This is a genomic window from Qipengyuania vesicularis (assembly GCF_019711415.1).
Lineage (GTDB): Bacteria > Pseudomonadota > Alphaproteobacteria > Sphingomonadales > Sphingomonadaceae > Qipengyuania > Qipengyuania vesicularis.
The window spans coordinates 633,505-652,186 of record NZ_JAIGNJ010000001.1 but is presented as its reverse complement, the minus strand read 5'-3'; the positions used below and the strand labels follow the sequence as shown (position 1 = coordinate 652,186).

15 protein-coding genes are annotated in these 18,682 nt (G+C 62.7%); 8 read left to right on the top strand and 7 right to left on the bottom strand.

Translation table 11 applies throughout. The annotated features are described in order from the left end of the window. Positions 1-13 precede the first annotated feature (13 nt). The 5 genes from K3146_RS03290 to smpB form a co-directional block, all read right to left on the bottom strand. Positions 14-1,699, bottom strand: a complete 1,686-nt coding sequence (locus tag K3146_RS03290) for a DUF4139 domain-containing protein (protein ID WP_221544750.1) — start codon at positions 1,697-1,699, stop codon at positions 14-16. A gap of 4 nt (positions 1,700-1,703) precedes the next feature. Then, the gene (locus tag K3146_RS03285) at positions 1,704-3,200 is read right to left on the bottom strand and encodes a DUF4139 domain-containing protein (protein WP_221544749.1); all 1,497 of its coding nucleotides are present in this window, start codon (positions 3,198-3,200) and stop codon (positions 1,704-1,706) included. A gap of 43 nt (positions 3,201-3,243) precedes the next feature. Beyond that, a complete protein-coding gene (locus K3146_RS03280) occupies positions 3,244-5,721 on the bottom strand; it encodes a hybrid sensor histidine kinase/response regulator (RefSeq protein WP_345723626.1) in 2,478 nt (825 codons plus the stop codon). Next, positions 5,718-6,302: a DUF2062 domain-containing protein gene (locus tag K3146_RS03275; RefSeq protein ID WP_221544748.1), complete on the bottom strand. Its 585-nt coding sequence runs from the start codon at positions 6,300-6,302 to the stop codon at positions 5,718-5,720. Before K3146_RS03275 ends, K3146_RS03280 begins: the two co-directional genes overlap by 4 nt. Before the next feature lie 129 nt (positions 6,303-6,431). Beyond that, complete coding sequence (smpB, locus tag K3146_RS03270; RefSeq protein ID WP_221544747.1) at positions 6,432-6,914, bottom strand: SsrA-binding protein SmpB; 483 nt, start codon at positions 6,912-6,914, stop codon at positions 6,432-6,434. Positions 6,915-7,103: 189 nt separating this feature from the next. Between smpB and K3146_RS03265 the strand changes: the two genes are divergently transcribed. Then, entirely contained in the window at positions 7,104-8,972 is a 1,869-nt protein-coding gene (locus tag K3146_RS03265) for an alpha/beta hydrolase family protein (RefSeq protein ID WP_221544746.1), read from the top strand. Positions 8,973-9,038: 66 nt separating this feature from the next. Next, positions 9,039-10,982 carry an alpha/beta hydrolase family protein gene (locus K3146_RS03260; RefSeq protein WP_247710994.1) on the top strand — a complete coding sequence of 648 codons (1,944 nt, stop codon included), beginning with the start codon at positions 9,039-9,041 and terminating at the stop codon, positions 10,980-10,982. 20 nt (positions 10,983-11,002) lie between these two features. Here the strand turns inward: K3146_RS03260 and dapA are convergent, their stop codons facing one another. Beyond that, positions 11,003-11,884: a 4-hydroxy-tetrahydrodipicolinate synthase gene (gene dapA, locus K3146_RS03255; protein ID WP_221544745.1), complete on the bottom strand. Its 882-nt coding sequence runs from the start codon at positions 11,882-11,884 to the stop codon at positions 11,003-11,005. A gap of 95 nt (positions 11,885-11,979) precedes the next feature. Between dapA and K3146_RS03250 the strand changes: the two genes are divergently transcribed. The 3 genes from K3146_RS03250 to K3146_RS03240 are packed head-to-tail and all read left to right on the top strand — an operon-like array spanning position 11,980 to position 14,925. Then, positions 11,980-13,944, top strand: coding sequence for a lytic transglycosylase domain-containing protein (locus K3146_RS03250; RefSeq protein WP_247710993.1), 1,965 nt, complete (start codon positions 11,980-11,982; stop codon positions 13,942-13,944). A gap of 23 nt (positions 13,945-13,967) precedes the next feature. After that, positions 13,968-14,447, top strand: a complete 480-nt coding sequence (greB, locus tag K3146_RS03245; protein ID WP_221544744.1) for a transcription elongation factor GreB — start codon at positions 13,968-13,970, stop codon at positions 14,445-14,447. Then, positions 14,440-14,925 (top strand): hypothetical protein, encoded by a 486-nt coding sequence (locus K3146_RS03240; protein ID WP_221544743.1) that lies wholly within the window; start codon positions 14,440-14,442, stop codon positions 14,923-14,925. The genes greB and K3146_RS03240 overlap by 8 nt, the downstream gene beginning before the upstream one ends. 58 nt (positions 14,926-14,983) lie before the next feature. On the opposite strand, the gene K3146_RS03235 is transcribed toward K3146_RS03240, so the two are convergent. After that, positions 14,984-15,640, bottom strand: coding sequence for an outer membrane protein (locus K3146_RS03235; RefSeq protein WP_221544742.1), 657 nt, complete (start codon positions 15,638-15,640; stop codon positions 14,984-14,986). A 298-nt stretch (positions 15,641-15,938) separates the two neighbouring features. On the opposite strand from K3146_RS03235, the gene rlmN reads away from it, so the two are divergent. From rlmN to K3146_RS03220, 3 genes are all read left to right on the top strand, one after another. Beyond that, positions 15,939-17,180 (top strand): dual-specificity RNA methyltransferase RlmN, encoded by a 1,242-nt coding sequence (gene rlmN, locus K3146_RS03230; RefSeq protein WP_221544741.1) that lies wholly within the window; start codon positions 15,939-15,941, stop codon positions 17,178-17,180. Further along, the gene (locus K3146_RS03225) at positions 17,177-17,776 is read left to right on the top strand and encodes a class I SAM-dependent methyltransferase (RefSeq protein WP_221544740.1); all 600 of its coding nucleotides are present in this window, start codon (positions 17,177-17,179) and stop codon (positions 17,774-17,776) included. Before rlmN ends, K3146_RS03225 begins: the two co-directional genes overlap by 4 nt. A gap of 165 nt (positions 17,777-17,941) precedes the next feature. Next, complete coding sequence (locus K3146_RS03220) at positions 17,942-18,586, top strand: MOSC domain-containing protein (protein WP_221544739.1); 645 nt, start codon at positions 17,942-17,944, stop codon at positions 18,584-18,586. Positions 18,587-18,682: the final 96 nt, after the last annotated feature.

The window sequence follows — 18,682 nt, the reverse complement described above, 5'->3', positions numbered from 1 at the left end:
TTTTCCAACTTTCCTATCGCCGGCTGAAAAACAGCTCCGAACGGCGCATCCGGAAGGTCTTGTCGAGCCGCCCATTGGCGGGGATTTCGACGTCGATCACCAGCTCGCCATTCTTGACATATGGATCGGGGCCCCAGCTGCGCACTTCCCAATAATCGGGATAGCCGAGGACGAGCCGGACCTTTGCGGGCGTGTCATTGGCATTCCAGAGCACCGCGTTGATCCTGGTCCAGCGGCGCCCCCTGGCGTCGGGCTCTTGATTGCCTGCATATCCGCACGAGGCGTAGACACGCGCGCTCTCACCCAGATCGAGCTCTACTTCCTGCCCGACGGGGTAATCGCGCAGCTCAACCTGTGCGACCAGCTGGGGACCGAGAGACGTGGCCTCGAAGGCATTGAGCGTGCCCATGGGCAGCGAGGCACCCAGGCCGAATTCTTCCTTGTTCTGAGTGAACAGCTTGATCGAGGCTTCATCGAGATCGATTTCGTCTTCGACCTTGTACCAACGCTGCGTCGCGTCGCATTCCGCGCGATAGAGCCAGCGGGTGCGCACGGCATCGCGCGCGAGAAATGCGATCTGCTTCAGACCCTTGGCCGAGACGGTCACTTCACGCGGGACGCGGTAAAGCTTGAGGTCTGCGAGCTGTTCCTCGGACGCCATCGCTCCCTCGGAAACTGTCATTGCCGGGGCGACTTCGGCGAGTTCCGACACCCGCCTCCGCGCTCCGGTCACGACGATCGCATCCCCGTTGAACCCATCGGACATCGTGGGAGGCGGTGGAGGTGCCGGCGGCACTCCATAGCCATAGGTGGGAGAACCGCGCGCCGTGCTGCCGAAGGGATAGCAGGTGAGAGACAACCCCCTTGCCAGGGGCGCTTCGGCGAGTTCCTCGAAATCGCTCTCGATCGCGATTTCGCCGGCGACGACCATCAATTGCGCATCGGGAAAGGACTGGCCGTTGTCGTTGAGCACGGTGAGCCAGCTCATCAGCCCCATCTCGAAAGTGCCGTCTCCCCTGCCCTCGCCCAGCTGCGCAACATAGTTCGCCTCCCAGTCGAAGCCCCAGGACAGGTAAGTCAGGGTCACTTCGTAAGTGCCGCCCGTCTCATCATGGGTATCGATGTTGAAGATGGGCCTCGACGACAGCTCGCGAGGGACCGAAGGGAAGGTGAGTTTCTCGGGCAGGCCGGAACAGCGCACAGCCTCGAAGCCGTCGCGCGTCTGGAGAACGAGGCCGCCATCGGCGCGCGTGCGCACGATCGCCTCTTCGCTGCGCCCCTCACCCGTGGCCGGATTGGTCCGCGTGATCGTCACCCGGTTGCCGAGCGTACGGTCGACGAGCGCGGCGGGTGACAACAGGTCTGCGTTGCGGTTTTTCTCGATCGTGCCGCCTGGCAGCCCGGTAACGATGGCGCTGACAGCCACCATGCCTTCCGCCACGCCTTCGAACAGAATGGTCGAGCGGCCGGGCGGCAGGGTAACCGTGCGCGTCTCGCTGATCATGGCATAGCCTTGCGGCCAGTCGCGCTCCATCCGCTCACCGGGGACGCGTTCCGGGTCGCGATAGACGGTGACGGCATAATGGGTCGGTTCGGATGCGAAGACGCGCTCACGCTCTTCCTGCGCCGCCAGCGGACCGGCAGTGAACAGGGTCAGAAGGGCGATCCAGGTTGCTGGCGGGCGCATGGCCGACGTCACCCGATCAGTACTTGGTTTCGTAGGTCACCCGGACAATACGCTCGCTTTCGGCAGGCACGCGCACGATCCATTTGCGGGTAGATGGGTTTTGCTGCTCCCCCTCGACGTCCTCCGATATCACCCGGTAATCCCGCGACCACCATCCGCGATAGAGCCCGTCCTGGTAGAACTCGACATCGACCGGCACGGATTTGGCGTTGTAGAAAGTATACCGCATCGTCGTGCGGTAGTATTTGATCTCGCGCTCCTGCTCGATGGTCTGGACGACCTCGTCGTCCGTCACCACGCGGTAGCGGGCGGTGCTTCGCCACTCGCCGCTGTCGATCTGCTCGCGCTTCTCCACCTCTGCCTGGACATAGACGTCGAAAGCGTCGCCCGTGCGGAGGAACAACTCGCTGCCCATCGGCGTGTGGCCGATCCGCGCCTCGCCGATGAATTGCGGAGTGCCCTGACTGTCACGCTGGTAGAAGCGGACCGTGCCTGCAGGGAGCGCATCGCCTAGACCTTGAGAGCGCGAGGTGTTGAACGAAATGGCGCTGCTCACAGCAACCGGCTGGTTGTCGCGCGCGAGCCAGCCAACCCGCCGTTCGTAGCGGCGGCGCGCGGGCACGCCCTGCACGTCGAGGAAGCTGACCTGCTTGGTCTGCGCGTTGGCGACCGTGGTGCGCTCCTCGAGAGGGTAGAGGTAGAAATCACCCAGCGATTCGCGATCGGCGGCCTCGGTTCCGGGGGTGACCATCGACCTCGAGCGCGTGCCACGCCCGTTCCCGCCGGTTGGATCGCCAGCGACCAATAGAAGGTCCGCATCATGAAATGTCGTGCCGGTCTGGTTGGTAAGCGTGACCCAACCCTGCATGTCGACCGTATTATCAGCCTCGTCGAACAGCGCGACATAGTCCGATGTCCAGCCCAGACCGCTCGTGAGGTAGCGGATCGCGGCGGCACGCGCCCCCGAACGCGTCGAATCGAGCGTCACCGAAAGCGTCGGCCTCGCCCGCAGGTTGGAAGGTACCCGATCGAAGATCGCGCGGACCGGAAGGCCATCGTCGCGCAGGACCTCGATCCGGTCTCCGATCTTCACCACCACGCCCCCGGCGGTCGAGAGCACGGTCGCGCGCTCGCGAGTTTCCGCGCCCGTGGCAGGATTGGTGCGGATCAGCGTGATGGTCTGGCCGATGGCTTTCTCCATCAGCTTGGTCGGAGTCAGCAGGTCGAAGTCGAAATTCTGTTCGACGATTGCCGTCCCGTCGGCGGAGAAGCTCAGGGTTTCGGGCTGTATCCGTGCAGAAACATCGGGGAAGGACACCGTGCTCTGTCCGGCAGGAATGGACAATTGGCGCACATCCTGCACCAGGCTCCTGTCGCCGTTGTAGATGGTGATCGAGACATCGCCCTGCGCCGTGGCATCGGGATCGGCCAGCGCATCGGCCTGAGATTGCGCGCCTAGTGGTGCGGCCAGGACCGCGGCCGAGATGGCAAGACCGGAAACGAAACGACCCATGATGCAGCTCCCCTAGTCAGTGGCGCAGGTCGCTGCCGAAAATTCAGGCGTCGACCTTGGCTTGTTCTCCCAAGACTTCAGACACCTTGGCATTAATCTGCTGGACGCTGAAGGGCTTAGGTATGAAATGCATGTTGTCGATATCGATCTCGTTGCGCAACTGCTCTTCGGCATAGCCCGACATGAACAGGATCGGGATTTTTGGTTTCACCCTGCGCACGGCGCGCGCCATAGCTGGCCCGTCCATTGCAGGCATCACGACGTCGGATACGATCAGGTCGAATTCGACATCGCCATTGGCAATCGCGGCAAGCCCCTCTTCCCCGTCGGAGGCGGTGGTGACGGCATAGCCTGCACGGGTGAGCGCCCTCTCGGCAACGGCACGGACCATGTCCTCGTCCTCGACCAGCAGCAGCTTGCCGCCGCCCGACCATTCGCTGGCCTTGGGCTCCTCTCCGCCGTCTTCGCCCTTGAGGTATATCGGCATCTCGCCCTTGTGGACGGGGAGATAGACGGTGAAGCGCGCACCCGCAGCCTGGCCGCTGGCATCGGTAACGTTATCGGCGAAGATGAAACCGTTCGACTGCTTCACGATACCGTAGACGGTCGACAGGCCGAGGCCGGTGCCCTTGCCCTGCTCCTTGGTCGTGAAGAACGGCTCGAAGATCTTGTTGAGATGCTCGACCGGGATGCCGCCGCCGGTGTCCTGCACGATGAGCACAGTGTAGTCGTCGGCGGGCATGATATCGATGCCCATCTTGCGCACATCGCGGGCCGACACGCGCCGGGTTGCCAGCGTAAGCCGCCCCTTCCAGTCCTGCTTGCCGAGCTTGTTGGCGTGGCTCTGCATCGCGTCGCGCGCATTCACGGCGAGATTGATGATGACCTGCTCGAGCTGCTGAGGGTCGGCGCGCACCGGGCCGAGCTCGCGGTCGTGGCGGACCGAGAATTCGATCTTCTCGCCCATCAGGCGCTTCAGCAGCTGGCTGACCTCGCTCACCACGTCGGGCATCTGGAGCACGACCGGGCGCAGCGTCTGCTGGCGCGAGAAGGCAAGCAGTTGCCGCGTCAGGCTGGCGGCGCGGTTCGAATTCGCCTTGATCTGCTGAATATCGTCATAGTCGCTGTCGCCCGGCGTGTGGCGCAGCAGCATGAGGTCGCAATAGCCGATGATCGCTGTCAGCACGTTGTTGAAATCGTGCGCGACACCCCCGGCGAGCTGGCCGACGGCCTGCATCTTGGTCGCCTGCGCAACCTGGCGGCGCAGACGCTTTTCCTCGGTAGAATCACTGATCGAAAGGAGGACCGCCGCATCGCCCAGCCCGCGTACTCCGGCAAGGCCGATCGAAACCGGCTCCTCCTTGTCGTTGGCGAGACGCACGGCCATGTCGCCGCTCGCGGTGGCGCCCTTGGCAAAGCGCCGGACGGTATCGGCAATCGCGGCCTTGTCCTCGCGTACGACCAGGTCCGACGGGAACTGCGGCAGGCCCTGTTCCTCCCGCTCCACGGCGCGAAGGAATGCCTTGTTCGCGAACAGAAAACGCCCGTCGCGGTCGGTCAGTGCAAGTCCGAGAGGAAGGGCGGACAACAGCGCCTCGAGCTGCGGGATCGCTGCCTTGCCGCTCCCTTGCCAGCCGCCACCTATGCCGACTGTGCTGTCGACGAGAAGCATCAGATTGGGAGCCTGCTCGCCCTCGCGTCCTGCAGGCGGATCGAGGGGGACATGCACCAGTGTCTGCGGCGAGCCCTGCTGCCCCTCGTTGGCGAAGAATATCCGGTCGCGGTCGTCCGAGCGCAGGAGTTGCACGAATTCCTGTCCCGCCAGGGTCTCGCCGCGCGAACCCGTTGCCCGTTCGGCAAGCCCGGGAGTGGCCGCCTGAACGATTCCGTCGGGCGCCACCAAAGCCAGTTCGATACCCGAACGCGAGAGGATCTGCCCGAGCGAGCCGGTGATGCGCTCCTGCATCCCGTCATAGCTGCGCTCCTTGACGATCTCGCCGAAGCGCCAGACGAGGTAGTCTTCGCCGCGCCCGACCCGTTCGATCTTCAGCTTGTAGGAGCTTCCGCCCACTTCCATCGCCAGCTCGCCGCATTTGGCGTAGCCATCGCGCCAAGCCTGCCGGGCCGCCTCGGCTATCCGGGTCTGGGCGTCCTCATCGAAGGGAAGCTGGTGCGGGGCTAGATCGGCGCCGAACCATTTTTCATAGGTGGCGTTGGAGCATGTCAGCCGGTTGGCGCGATCGACCACAGCGACCCCGCGGCGGCGGTTCTCAATCGCGGCAGCGGTCACACTCCAGTCCGGTTGGGCGAGAACTTCCTCGCTCGACTTCGGAGCGAAGCGTGGGGCGAGCAATAGCGCGAGGATCACCGCGACCAAGGCGCCGCCATAGGCAACAGCCGCAAGGCTTGTTCCCGCCGCCAGCCACACAAGCCCGACCGATACGGCAAAAGCAAGGACGATACCGAAGATCAGCGGAATTGGCGGCAGGCCGTCTGCCTCCCGATCGCCAGGTACGCTCACGAAGCCCCTCCACCGAGCCGTTCGTCGAGCCGCTTTTCCATCCGCGAAAGGCGGCGCTCACGCTTGCGCGCAACCACGAAGCGCCAGGTGAAGCTCGCCGCGAGATATCCCACCGCAGACGTCACGATTGCGAGGACGAGGAAGCCGAAAGCGGTCACCCCGCCCACTTCGAGCCACCGTGCGAGCGCACCGCTGTCCTCGGCCAGTTGGCCTGCACCTGCACCCATAGCGGCATCGATATTAAGGACGATCTTGCCCGTGCGGTTGGCGATGACCAGCCAGAACGGCAGCGTGAATGGATTGGTGACAAAGGTGACCAGCGCCGCGAGCGGAACGTTGGCGCGCGCCGGCAGGGCCATGAATGCAGCAAGGAATATCTGTCCGATCGGCACGATGAAGGCTGCGAACAGGCCGAGAGCAACACCGCGCGGTACGCTACGCCGGGTAAAGCGCCACAACTCGGGCGAAAGGAACCGGTGCGCGATTGGCTTGAGGAAGCGGTTCTTCGCCATTTCCTCGCGCGTGGGCATATGCTTGCGAAGGAAATCCGCCAGGAAAGTCTTTGATCGAAAACTAGTCATCGCCACGCCCCTGCCATGCTCCGCACAGGCGTGCGTTGCAAGCGGACGATGAGAATATTTGGCGGCGATGCGGGCATGTCAGCCGATGTGGTTAGCCGATGCACCTTGCGAAAGGGGTAACGCGGGAATTTATCCCTTCTCGCGCATTAGCCGGGCCTTGTCGCGCTTCCAGTCGCGATCCTTGATCGTCTGGCGCTTGTCATGCGCCTGCTTGCCCTTGGCCAACGCCAGCTCGACCTTGGCCCGTCCGGTCGAGTTGAAGTAGATCGACAGCGGCACCAGCGTCATGCCCTTGCGTTCCACCGCGCCGAAGAGCTTGTCGATTTCGCGCGCATGGAGCAGCAGCTTGCGCGGCCGTCGCGGCTCATGGTTGAGCCGGTTGCCGTGCGAATATTCCGGGATATTGGCGTTGATCAGCCACACCTGCCCGTCACGCACCTCGGCATAGCTTTCCTTGATCGAAGCCTCGCCCGCACGCAGCGCCTTCACCTCGGTCCCCTGCAGGGCCAGCCCCGCCTCGAAGGTTTCTTCCACATGGTAATCGAACCGCACACGCCGGTTGTCGGCGACGGTATTCTGCTTGTCGAAGGTGGCGGGTTTGGGACGTGCCATGACGGTGCGCGCCTCTAGGGCATGGGGACAAATTCGCCAAGGCTTTAACCGATCATATTGTACTGGCGGCGCAACAGGCTAGGATTGGCTTGAATATTTTGGGGTCGCATGTCGCTTTTCACAAGATCTAGAACTATTCTGCTCGCGCTGTTTCTGGCGACTATTGGTCAGCCTGCTCTCGCTGAAGAAATGGCGCCTTTGTCGGCATATGGCGCGCTACCCGATGTCGAAGACGCCGCGATATCGCCGGATGGCGAGATGATTTCGATGCTGTTGTCCTCCAGCGGACAGCGAATACTGCTGATCGTCGACTCCAACCTGAAGCCGGTCAATCGCCTCCAGGTCGGAGATGCCAAGGTACGCTACATGCAATGGCTCGGGAACGAGCGCATCTTGCTGGTGACCGGACAAACCGAAGAAGTATGGGGCTTCACCACCGACAAGATCGAAGTCAACGTCGGCCACCTCTTGCCCATCGACAACAGCCTGCCTGTGGAAACCATCTTCGGCGATTCGAAGGACGTCCTCAATGCCTTGTATGGCAATTACGGGCTACGCCAGATCGACGGTCGTTGGGTTGCACATTTCGGTGGCCTTAGACTGCAGCGCTCCGCCCAAAGCCGTTCGAGATATGTCTTCGATCATGGTCGCCCCTTCCTCTACTCCATTGATGTGAACACCAATCGCGCGAGCAAGATGTCGGATTCAGCGCGGCAGGGATACGATCGAGATTGGGTGGTCGATGCCGAAGGCCGGATTGCCGCAACGCTCGATGCCAGTGGTGCTGATGGCGACTGGAAGATCGAAGGACCGACCGGCAAGCGGATTGCGAGCGGTACTGCGCTCGGCGCTTCGATCGGCCTGATCGGCCTTGGCAGCGACGGCAGCACGCTCTTGTATGCTGCGCGAAGGCAAGACGGGATCAACGAATGGTTCGAAATCCCGCTTGCCGGCGGCACCCCCCGGCCTTTCCTCGCCGACACAGATGTCGATCGGCTCTACTTCCACAAGGTCTCCGGCTACCTGATGGGATATCTCGATGCGGACAAGGGGCCCGTATTCTTCGATCAGGATGACCAGAAAGCAGCCGCCGGAATCCGCAAGGCATTCGACGGCTACGACTTCAGGATGGTAGACTGGACTCCCGACTTCACGAAGGTGCTGGTGCGCACCAGCGGCAAGCTGGATAGCGGGACATGGTTCGTGGTCGATCTCGAGCAGGGAAAGGCCGACGCAATTGCTTATGAACGAGCAGCCATCGGGCCGGAAAGGGTCGGCCCGGTTTCGACCTTTGCCTATAAGGCAGGTGATGGTCTCGACATCGACGGCATATTGACTCTACCGCCTGGCCGCGAAGCGAAGGACCTTCCCCTAGTTATGCTGCCGCATGGCGGCCCCCATTCCTACGACAGGGAAAAGTTCGACTGGTGGGCCCAGGCCTTCGCCTCGCGCGGATATGCTGTGTTCCAACCGAATTTTCGTGGATCGACCAACAAGACCCAAGCCTTCAAGCTGGCCGGATTTGGTGAATGGGGCCGTGCGATGCAGACCGATATTTCCGATGGCCTGACAGCGCTCGCCGAGAAGGGCATCGTCGATCCGGCTCGTGTCTGCATAGTTGGTGCAAGCTATGGCGGCTATGCAGCATTGGCAGGCGTCACCATCCAGCAAGGCATCTATCGTTGTGCAGTGGCCGTCGCCCCTGTCAGCGACATTCGAGCGATGTTCAACGAAGATTACCGGGCATCCGGACGCGAACGAATGACCAAGGAGGCACTTCTCGACCAGCTCGGTCCCAAAGATCGCTGGGACGACGTGTCACCGCGCCGTCTGGCCGACCGGGCCGATGCACCGATCATGCTCATCCACGGCCGCGACGATACCGTAGTGCCCTATTCTCATTCGACCCAGATGGCGGACAAGCTGAAGGACAACGGCAAGCCGTACGAGTTGGTCGAGCTCGAAGGTGAAGATCACTGGCTCTCCCTTTCCAAAACCCGACTTCGGATGCTCGAGGCGGCTGTCGGTTTCGTCGAGAAGCACAACCCGGCGGATTGATGGATATTTTCTCACTCCGCGAGCTTTCCGCCCACTGCTGCAAGCCTATCTGACCGGCAGGATCAAATGCGCCACGCCCGAACCATCCTATCGCTCCTCGCAGCCTTGCTGCTGTGCCTACCCGCCATGCCGGTGCTGGCGGAAGAGGGGCACCCTCCCCTCTCCGCCTACGGCGCCCTGCCGGATGTCGAAGACGCCGCGATATCGCCGGATGGCAACAATTTTGCGCTCATTACAACGATCGGTGACGAGCGGCTGATCCTGTTCGTCGGTCCCGACATGCAGCTGATGCGCAAGATGGAACTCGGCGATGTGAAGGTCCGAAGCATGGACTGGATCGGAAACGACCGCATCCTGCTGCGCACCAGCGTGACCGAGGATCTGTGGGGCTTCAACATCCCGCGAACAGAGATTTACAACGCGCATATCGTGCCTGCGACCTTCGATGGCGAACTCATCACGGTCTTCGACAAGGAAAGCGGGCTCTTCGATGGCGTGTTCGGCAATTTCGGGACGCGCAAGGTGGGCGGTCAATGGAAGGCCTATTTCGGCGCGTGGGAGCGCGAAAGGGACCAGGTCCAGGGTTTCCCATGGCGCGGGATCTACCTCTACGAAGTCGATGTCCAAACCGGCTCGTCAAGGCGGATTGCGCTCAAGGGCAACAGGGAAGACCACCGCAACTGGCTGATAGCCCCCAACGGAACGATCGCTGCCACCTTCGATCTCGACAGGAATAGCGGCAAGTGGTCGATCACGAACGATTCCGCAGACCGCATCGCCGAAGGCAAGCAGGCCGACGGCGCTGCCGCCATCCTCGGCCTCGGCTATTCCGGGAATACCGTTATCTACTCGGAACGCGGAGAGGACGGGTATTCACGCTGGTTCGAGGTTCCCCTCTCGGGGGGCGAGCCGCAGCCATTTCTCGACGATGTCGACGTCGATCGCTTGTACTTCGACGAGTCCAGCGGTCGACTGATCGGCCACCGCGATCTTGGTGGGCGCGCGCATTTCGCCGACCCGGCGCACCAGAAAGCGGTCGACATGGCGGCAAGGGCATTTGCACGCTACCACGTTACCCTCGTCGACTGGAGCGCCGACTTTACCAAAATCCTCATTAGAACGAGCGGGAATGGCGACAGCGGCACCTGGTACATCTTCGAGCCGGAGAGCAAGCGCGCGTCGGCGATTGCCTTTGAGAGACGTCAGATCAAGGCGGATAAGGTCGGTCCCGTTTCGACATTCGCCTACAAGGCATCCGATGGGCTCGATCTCGACGGCATCCTTACCCTGCCGCCGCATAAGGAGCCGGTGGACCTTCCCGTTATCCTATTGCCGCACGGGGGCCCCCACGCGCATGACCGGGAACAATTCGACTGGTGGGCGCAGGCCTTCGCTTCGCGCGGATACGCCGTCTTCCAGCCCAATTTCCGTGGCTCCACCAACCGCGACGAGGCGTTCATGCTGGCCGGGTATGGCGAATGGGGCGGGAAAATGCAGACCGATATCTCCGACGGCCTCGCTGCACTTGCCGCCAAAGGCATTGTCGATCCCGAGCGCGCTTGCATCACGGGAGCAAGCTATGGCGGCTACGCCGCACTTGCCGGGGTGACGGTGCAGAACGGTCTGTATCGCTGCGCGGTCGCGGTAGCGCCCGTGAGCGATCTGCACGCCCTGTTCGAGGAAGGGTACGAAGAAAGGTCTTATCGCAGTCGGATCACCAAGGCCGCCCTCCTCGACCGGTTCGGCCCGAAAGATCGATGGGCGGAGGTCTCTCCGCGCAGGCTCGCCTCACGAGCTGATGCGCCGATCATGTTGATCCACGGCCGGGACGACACTGTGGTCCGCTATTCACACTCCACCGAGATGGCCGACCGGCTGAAAGACCACGGCAAGCCCTTCGAATTCGTGGAGCTCGAGGACGAAGATCACTGGCTTTCGCTTTCCAGCACACGCCTGCAAATGCTCGAAGCCGCAGTCGGCTTTGTCGAGAAACACAACCCAGCCGACTAGGTCGGCGCGACAATGCAGGGTCAGACCAACCCTGCATGCTCCAGCGCCTCGTCGACCGCCTTGCGGCTGGATTCGCTCGCATTGACCAGCGGCAGGCGGACGTCGCAGGCGAACCAGTCGTGGACGCGGCTGAGGGCGTATTTCACCGGCGCGGGGCTGGCGTCGGAGAACATGGCGTAATGCAACGGGAAGAGGCGGTCGTTCAGCTTGCGCGCTTTCACGAGGTCGTTTGCCGCAATCGCTTCGTGGAATTCGGCGCACAGCGCAGGCGCGACATTGGCGGTGACCGAGATGCATCCCGCCCCGCCGGCTGCCGAATGCGGGAGCCACAACTCGTCATTGCCCGATAGCTGGCAGAATTCGTGGTCGAGACCCATCCGGTGGTCGGCCACGCGCGACAAGTCACCGCTGGCGTCCTTGATGGCCACGATCCGATCGGGGTACTTGCGGACCAGTTCGACGACCGTCTCGTCCTCGATATCGGTCACGGTACGGCTCGGGACGTTGTAAAGAACGATCGGAAGGTCGCTGTTTTCCGCAAGGAAACTGAAGTGCGCGATCAGACCCGTCTGGCTCGGCCGGTTGTAATAGGGCGCGACGCACAGCCCTGCAGCCGCCCCTGCCTTCTTCGAAAACTGCATGTGCAGCAGCGCATTGCGCGTGTCGTTGGACCCGCAACCGGCGATCACGGGCACGCGGCCGGCGGCCTGCTCGATGCAGACTTCGATGACGCGATGGTGCTCGGCATTCGACAGTGTCGATGCCTCACCGGTCGTCCCGCAGGGTACCAGGCCCTTGCTGCCATTCTCGATCTGCCAGTCGACCAGCTTGCGGAAAGCAGCCTCGTCAAACGATCCGTCGCGAAAAGGAGTCGCCAGAGCCGGAATCGAGCCTGAGAACATTTACGTCAGTCCTGCGTTAGAGGTATGAAAAGCGGGGAATTTGGGCACCCGCCGACACAATTCATTCACCGCCTGATAAGGAGGGGCCGGGCATAATGTCCAGTATGGGCCGAAAAACAGTTTTCTCGCTTGCACTTATGACCGGCACCGCGCTGGCTATTTCCCTTTCGGCACAGGCGCAAACGCCCACCAGCTGGCCCGATGGCAACGCCACTATGGTGGCCCAGCAGCCCTCGCGCATCGCGCAGGCGATTTCGCGCTGGGAATATCTTACCAAGGCGGATGACCGGGGCTTTGCGGAATATGCCGGTTTCGTCACCGACTATCCGACTTTCCCGAAGAAAGACCTCCTGCAGCGCCGAGCCGAAGCCGCGCTTGACCGCGATGCGGTGACGCCGCAGGCGCTGGTGGAGTTCTTCGACACGAACGCACCGATCACCAACAGCGCCCGTGCACGTTATGCGCTCGCCCTCGCCTCGATGAACCGGCCGGAAGCGGCCGATGTAGCGCGCAAGGCCTGGCGTGGCGGCTCGATGAGCGGTCCGGCAGAAGCTTACATGCAGGGGCTTTTCGGCCAGAATTTCGCGCCCGAGGACCATGACGCGCGCATGGATGCCTTGCTGTGGCAGGGCGATCTGGAGGCAGCGACCCGCCAGATGGTCAATGTTTCGGCCTCCTACAGGCCCATGGCGCAGGCCCGCCTCGCCCTGCTGCGTGGCGACACACCAAGCGATGCAGGGCTGACAGTTCCGCAGGGCGCGCTCGCGGACAGCGGCTATGTTTTCAACCTCGCGCGCCATTATCGCAGCAGCGGGCAACTGTCCTCGGCGATCAACCTGCTCGCAAACAGGGCCAAGGCCGCCTCGCCGGCATTCGACGGCACAAATTTCGTCACCGAGGCACTGCGCGTCGCGCAGGGTGCCGATGCACGAAGCGCGGTCAATATTGCTTCGCGGGTCGACGATTTGTTCGCGCCCGATGCGGACATTTCCGAGGGTTCTTTCACCCTGCGCGACAAATACACCGACCTGATGTGGCTTGGCGGGACCAAGGCGCTGTGGTCGCTGAGCGATGGCGAACGCGCCGCGCCGCTGTTCTATCGATACGGCGCCGCCGGCCGGACTCCGCTGACACGGTCCAAGGGGTTCTATTGGGCAGGCCGCGCTGCCGCACGCGCGGGCGATCGTGCCGAGGCGCAGCGCTATTGGGAGATGGCAGCCGCCCATCCCGACTATTACTACGGCCAGCTTGCGCTGAGCGAACTTGGCAAGTCCATGCCGACCTTCGCGCCGCTGCTGACCGCCGGGATCGATGGCGAGGTCCGGCGCAAGTTCAACGCCGAACCGCTTACCGAAGCCCTGCGCGACATGGCGAAGAACCGGCGCGACTGGCGCACCGAGCGCGCTTTCTTCGAAACGCTGGCCGAACATGCCGAAACGCCGGAAGAGATGGCGCTGGTCGCCGAACTCGCGCGTGAGACCGGTCTCGACGAGATGGCCGTTGTTGCAGGCATGGTGGCGGGCGAGATCGGGGTCGAAGGGTTCGAGCGGCTGGGCTTCCCCACCGTCCCCACCCACTCGGGCGCGAACTGGACCATGGTCCATGCGATTGCGCGGCAGGAAAGCGAATTCGACCGTACGCGCGTAAGCCATGCAGGCGCGCGTGGCATGATGCAGCTGATGCCCGGCACTGCGCGCGAAGAAGCGGGCAAGGCGGGTATCCAGTACATGTCGGCCAGCCTGACCGGCGATCCGGCTTACAACATCCGCCTCGGCGATCAGCATTTCGCTCGCCTGATGAACCGCTATGGCGGGGCGTACCCGTTGGCGATTGCCGCCTACAACGCGGGACCTGGCCGGGTGAACGAGTGGCTGCGGCTCAACGGCGATCCGCGCACCGGCGCGGTCGACTGGGTCACCTGGGTGGAGCAGATCCCCGCCAATTTCGAGACCCGCTACTACGTGATGCGGGTGATCGGCAATGCGGTGACCTATGCCAATATGCACCCTGACAAATCGGCCAGCTACCAGCGCGACATTCGCCATTACGTCAGCCCGTAACGCCTGCTAGGCGCTACCCGGCAATGCAGGGCAAGACCAATCCGATAACGCCGGCCGGCTATGCCGCGCTCAAGGCGCGCTACGACCATCTGCTCGGCACACAGCGGCCGGAGATCGTGGAGATCGTCAGCTGGGCGGCCGGAAACGGCGACCGCAGCGAGAATGGCGACTATCTCTATGGCCGCAAGCGCATGCGCGAGATCGACCGGGAGCTGGGTCACCTCGCCCGCCGGATGAAAGCGGCACGCGTCATCTCGCCCGCAGAACAGCCCGATAAATCGCGCGTTTTCTTCGGAGCGAGCGTCGAGCTCGCCGACGAGGACGATGTGCGCAAGACAGTAACCATCGTCGGCGATGACGAGCAGGATGCGAGCTCCGGCATGATCGGCTGGTCGAGCCCCCTCGCCCGCGCGCTGAAGGGAGCATCCATCGGGGATTTGCGTGTCGTCCGCCTTCCCTCCGGCGACAAGGAATGGGAGGTGATGGCAATCGACTATGCGTAAATTCGCCGCCCTTGCCCTGCTCGCCCTCGCTGCACCGGCCGTCGCCAAGGACAGCCTCGGGATCTTCTCCGGCTGGGGGGCATTCCGCGATGCGTCCGTGCCGCGGTGCTATGCCATTGCCCAGGCTCAGCCGAGCGCCGCATCCCGTTCTTTCGAACCCTATGCCACCGTGGCGACCTGGCCCGCGCGCCGCATCAGGGGGCAGGTCCATTTCCGGCTCTCGCGCGAAAGGCGCGAAGCCACCAGCGTGGTCCTGCGCATTGGACGGCGGAACTTCCCGATGACCGGCGGCAAGGCCGATGCCTGGGCTCGCGATACGACGACCGATGCGGCCATCGTGGCGGCCATGAGATCCGCCGATACCATGCGCGTCTTCGCCACCGATACGCGCGGGCGGCGTTTCTCGGACACATACGCCTTGGCCGGGGCAGCCAGCGCGATGGACGCGGCGACGCTCGGCTGCCCCATGCGCAGATAGGAAAAGGGCCGGAGGCCAAGCGGCCCCCGACCCTCTCCACTGTTATTGGCGTCCCGGCTTAGAAGCGCATGCCGAAGCCGACCATGACCTGGTGACGATCGAGATCGATCTCGCCGAGGTCGGTGTCGGGCGTGTCGCCCTCGTAATCGATCTCCGCGCTGCTGTAGTTCGAATAGCGATATTCGACCTTGGCGAAGGTGTTGCTCGCGAGCGCATATTCGATGCCCGCACCGGCGCGCCAGCCATCGGTGTCGATGTCGGCCTCGAACTCGGTTGTTCCGTCAGTCGTGCGGATGTCGAAGGTGGCATTGGTGTAGCCGCCCTTGGCATAGACGAGCAGGTCGTCATTCGCCTTCACACCGACGCGCGCGCCGAGATACAGATCGCGGCCAGCCTTGACGTTGCCGATGCCGAAAGCTTCGATGTCGCCTTCGTCGACCTCCACTTCAGCGGTCGATCCGACGTATTCGCCTTCAAGGCCGATGACGACACCTCCAGCGTCGAAATCATAGCCGAGGCCGACACCATAGCTGAGGCCTTCGATTGACTCGTCGTTTTCGCCCTCGGTGTCGACGCTGCTGCCGGCCTGGGTCACGTCGTAACCGGCAAGGGCCTCGACACGGAAGCCGTCGAACTCTTCGGCGTCCTGCGCCATTGCGGGGCTGGCAATCGCAAGCATGGAACCTGCGACGAGAAGGGTTGCGGTGGTTTTCATCTTTGTTGCTCCGTTCTTGTTGTCCGCAGTCGCGATTGGCGACCGCGTGGACCTCCCAAACGGGGCATGAGCCGATCCGGTTTCCTGAACCTTTCACAACAAAAAACCGTTGTTTTTTAGACACATAATCTGCGGCGAGCCGCCAAATTGTTGCGACGAAAAGCGGGAACTGCGATCCGTCGACGAACGGTTGCAAGTTCTCGATGATTGAAAGGAACCGAACGCGATGCGACGGATTATTACGCGCCCGCGCACGGGCTTCCCTTTGAGCAAGCTTGCGCCTATATGCGCCGCTCCCATGGCAGATACGAATTTGATGAGCATTCCCGGGCAAGTGGACCCGGTTCCTGTCGCGCGTGACATCACGCCGCGCGAAGACGGTCGCGTAGACCTGATCGGCCTTCCCAAGGACCGCATCCGCGAACTGTTCGAAACTGCCGGGCTGGAGCCCAAGCAGGCGAAGCTGCGCTCCAAGCAGGTGTTCCACTGGCTCTACCACCGCGGCGTCACCGACTTCGAGGCGATGACCGATATCGCCAAGACCATGCGCCCATGGCTGGCGGAACGCTTCGTCATTGGCCGCCCCGAAGTTGTCGAGGCCCAGCATTCGACCGACGGCACGCGCAAGTGGCTGCTCAAGACCGCCGACGGACACGAGTTCGAGATGGTCTTCATCCCCGATGCGGATCGCGGAACGCTGTGCGTATCCAGCCAGGTCGGCTGCACGCTGAACTGCCGCTTCTGCCACACGGGCACGATGAAACTGGTGCGCAACCTCACGCCGGGCGAGATCGTCGGACAGGTCATGCTGGCGCGCGATGCGCTGGGCGAATGGCCCAAGGGTTCGATGGCCGGCCTCGACGATGCCGAGGACGAAGGTCATTACACCTCTGACGGTCGCCTGCTCACCAATATCGTGATGATGGGTATGGGCGAACCGCTCTACAATTTCGACAACGTCAAGGGCGCGCTCAAGCTGGTCATGGACGGCGACGGCCTCGCCCTGTCGAAGCGCCGCATCACGCTCTCGACCAGCGGTGTGGTCCCGATGATGGACAAGTGCGGCGAAGAGATCGGTGTGAACCTTGCCGTCTCGCTCCACGCTGTGACCAAGGAAATCCGCGACGAGATCGTGCCGCTCAACAAGAAATACGGCATCGAGGAATTGCTCGAGGCCTGCGCTGCCTATCCCGGCGCAAGCAACGCCCGCCGCATCACGTTCGAATATGTGATGCTGAAGGACAAAAACGATACCGACGAGCACGCACATGAACTCGTCCGGCTGCTCAAGCACTACAAGCTTCCCGCCAAGGTGAACCTGATACCGTTCAATCCCTGGCCCGGCGCGGAATACGAAACCTCGACGCCCGAGCGGGTGAAGCGCTTCTCCGACATCGTGTTCGAAGGCGGAATCTCCGCACCCGTACGCACACCGCGTGGCCGTGACATCGACGCAGCCTGCGGCCAGCTCAAGACGGCGGCCGAGAAGAAGAGCCGCGCCCAGCGGGATCGAGAAGCCGCCGAGGCCGCCTCCGCGTGAGTGAGGACCCGGCGACGATTGCCTTTTACCAGGCAAACGCGCCGCGCTACACGCTGAGTTTCGGGCAGGCTCCGAGCCGCCATCTCGATCGATTTCTCGACCGGCTGGTACCCGGCTCGCGCATTCTCGAACTCGGCTGCGGGGGAGGACGCGATTCTGCGCGGATTGTCGAACGCGGCTTCGATCTCGACGCGACCGATGGAACCCCGGCCATGGTGCACAAGGCGAACGAGCGGTTCGATGTCGGCGCGCGCGTGCTCAAATTCCATCAGCTCGACGCGGACAGCGACTATGACGCGGTCTGGGCCCACGCCTGCCTGCTCCATGTGGCGCGGGACTACTTGCCCGGAGTTCTGACCGCGATCCTGCGTGCGCTCCGGCCCGGCGGATGGCATTTCGCCAACTACAAGCTGGGTGCTGCAGAGGGTCGCGATCCGCTCGGCCGATTGACCAATTTGCCGAACGCAGACTGGCTGGAGGAGGTCTATGCCTCGTGCGGCTTCGCGATAATCGAGACACAAGAGTATCCGGGCGAAGGGGCCGACGGCGTTATGCGCGATTGGCTTGCCCTTACGGTGCAGCGCCCGCGCGCCTGACGCGGCGATGACACTTTCCTACATTTGCACCCTGTGCTGAAAGGGCCGGATGACGCATTGCAACCGCCCTCTAGCCCATGTGATCCCGCGGTTTTCGTGCGGATCGGCTTTTTCGCCCTGGACCGTGTTCCATCCGTTCCATCCTGTTGGAAAGGCAATTGCGCGATGCACACGGTGACAGCCATCTGCATCGGCCTTCCCAAGCCCTTTAACGGGGCCGAACTCAGCGCCATCGACAAGAAGCCGGTAGAAGGCCCGGTCACCATTCGCAGCTTCGGGATCGAAGGCGACATGGTTGCGGATACCAAGCATCATGGCGGCGTCGATATGGCCGTGCACCAATACCCTCGCGATCATTATGCCGGCTGGGACCACTGGCTTGGCGGACATGAATTGCTCGGCGGCCCTGCAGCCTTCGGCGAGAACCTGATGGTTTCCAGTCTTACCGAGGACGCAGTCCATATCGGCGACCGTTTCCGGCTCGGCACCGCACTGCTCGAAGTCAGCCAGGCCCGCCAGCCCTGCTGGAAGATCGAGCACCGCTTCGGCCACAAGGGCATGGTTGCGCGGATTATCGAGCAGCACAATTGCGGTTGGTACTACCGCGTGATCGAGGAAGGCGCGGCAAGCCCCGGCGATACGCTCGAGAAAGTCGAGACGGGACATGGCGACTGGTCGGTGTCCCGCACATTCGCCAAGCTCTACGATCCCAGTAGTCGCGCGTCACGTCAGGAACTCGAAGAGCTCGCGAGTCTCGACAGGCTCAGCGGCACCTGGCGCGAGAAAGCACGAAAAGCACTGAATTCGTGACAATTCGTCGCACACAGCACCTCGGTTTATCGCTAATTTCCAGTTAAGGCAGTTCGTTCAGCCACGGTTGTATTCTTGAGCGCATTCTCGCCCGCA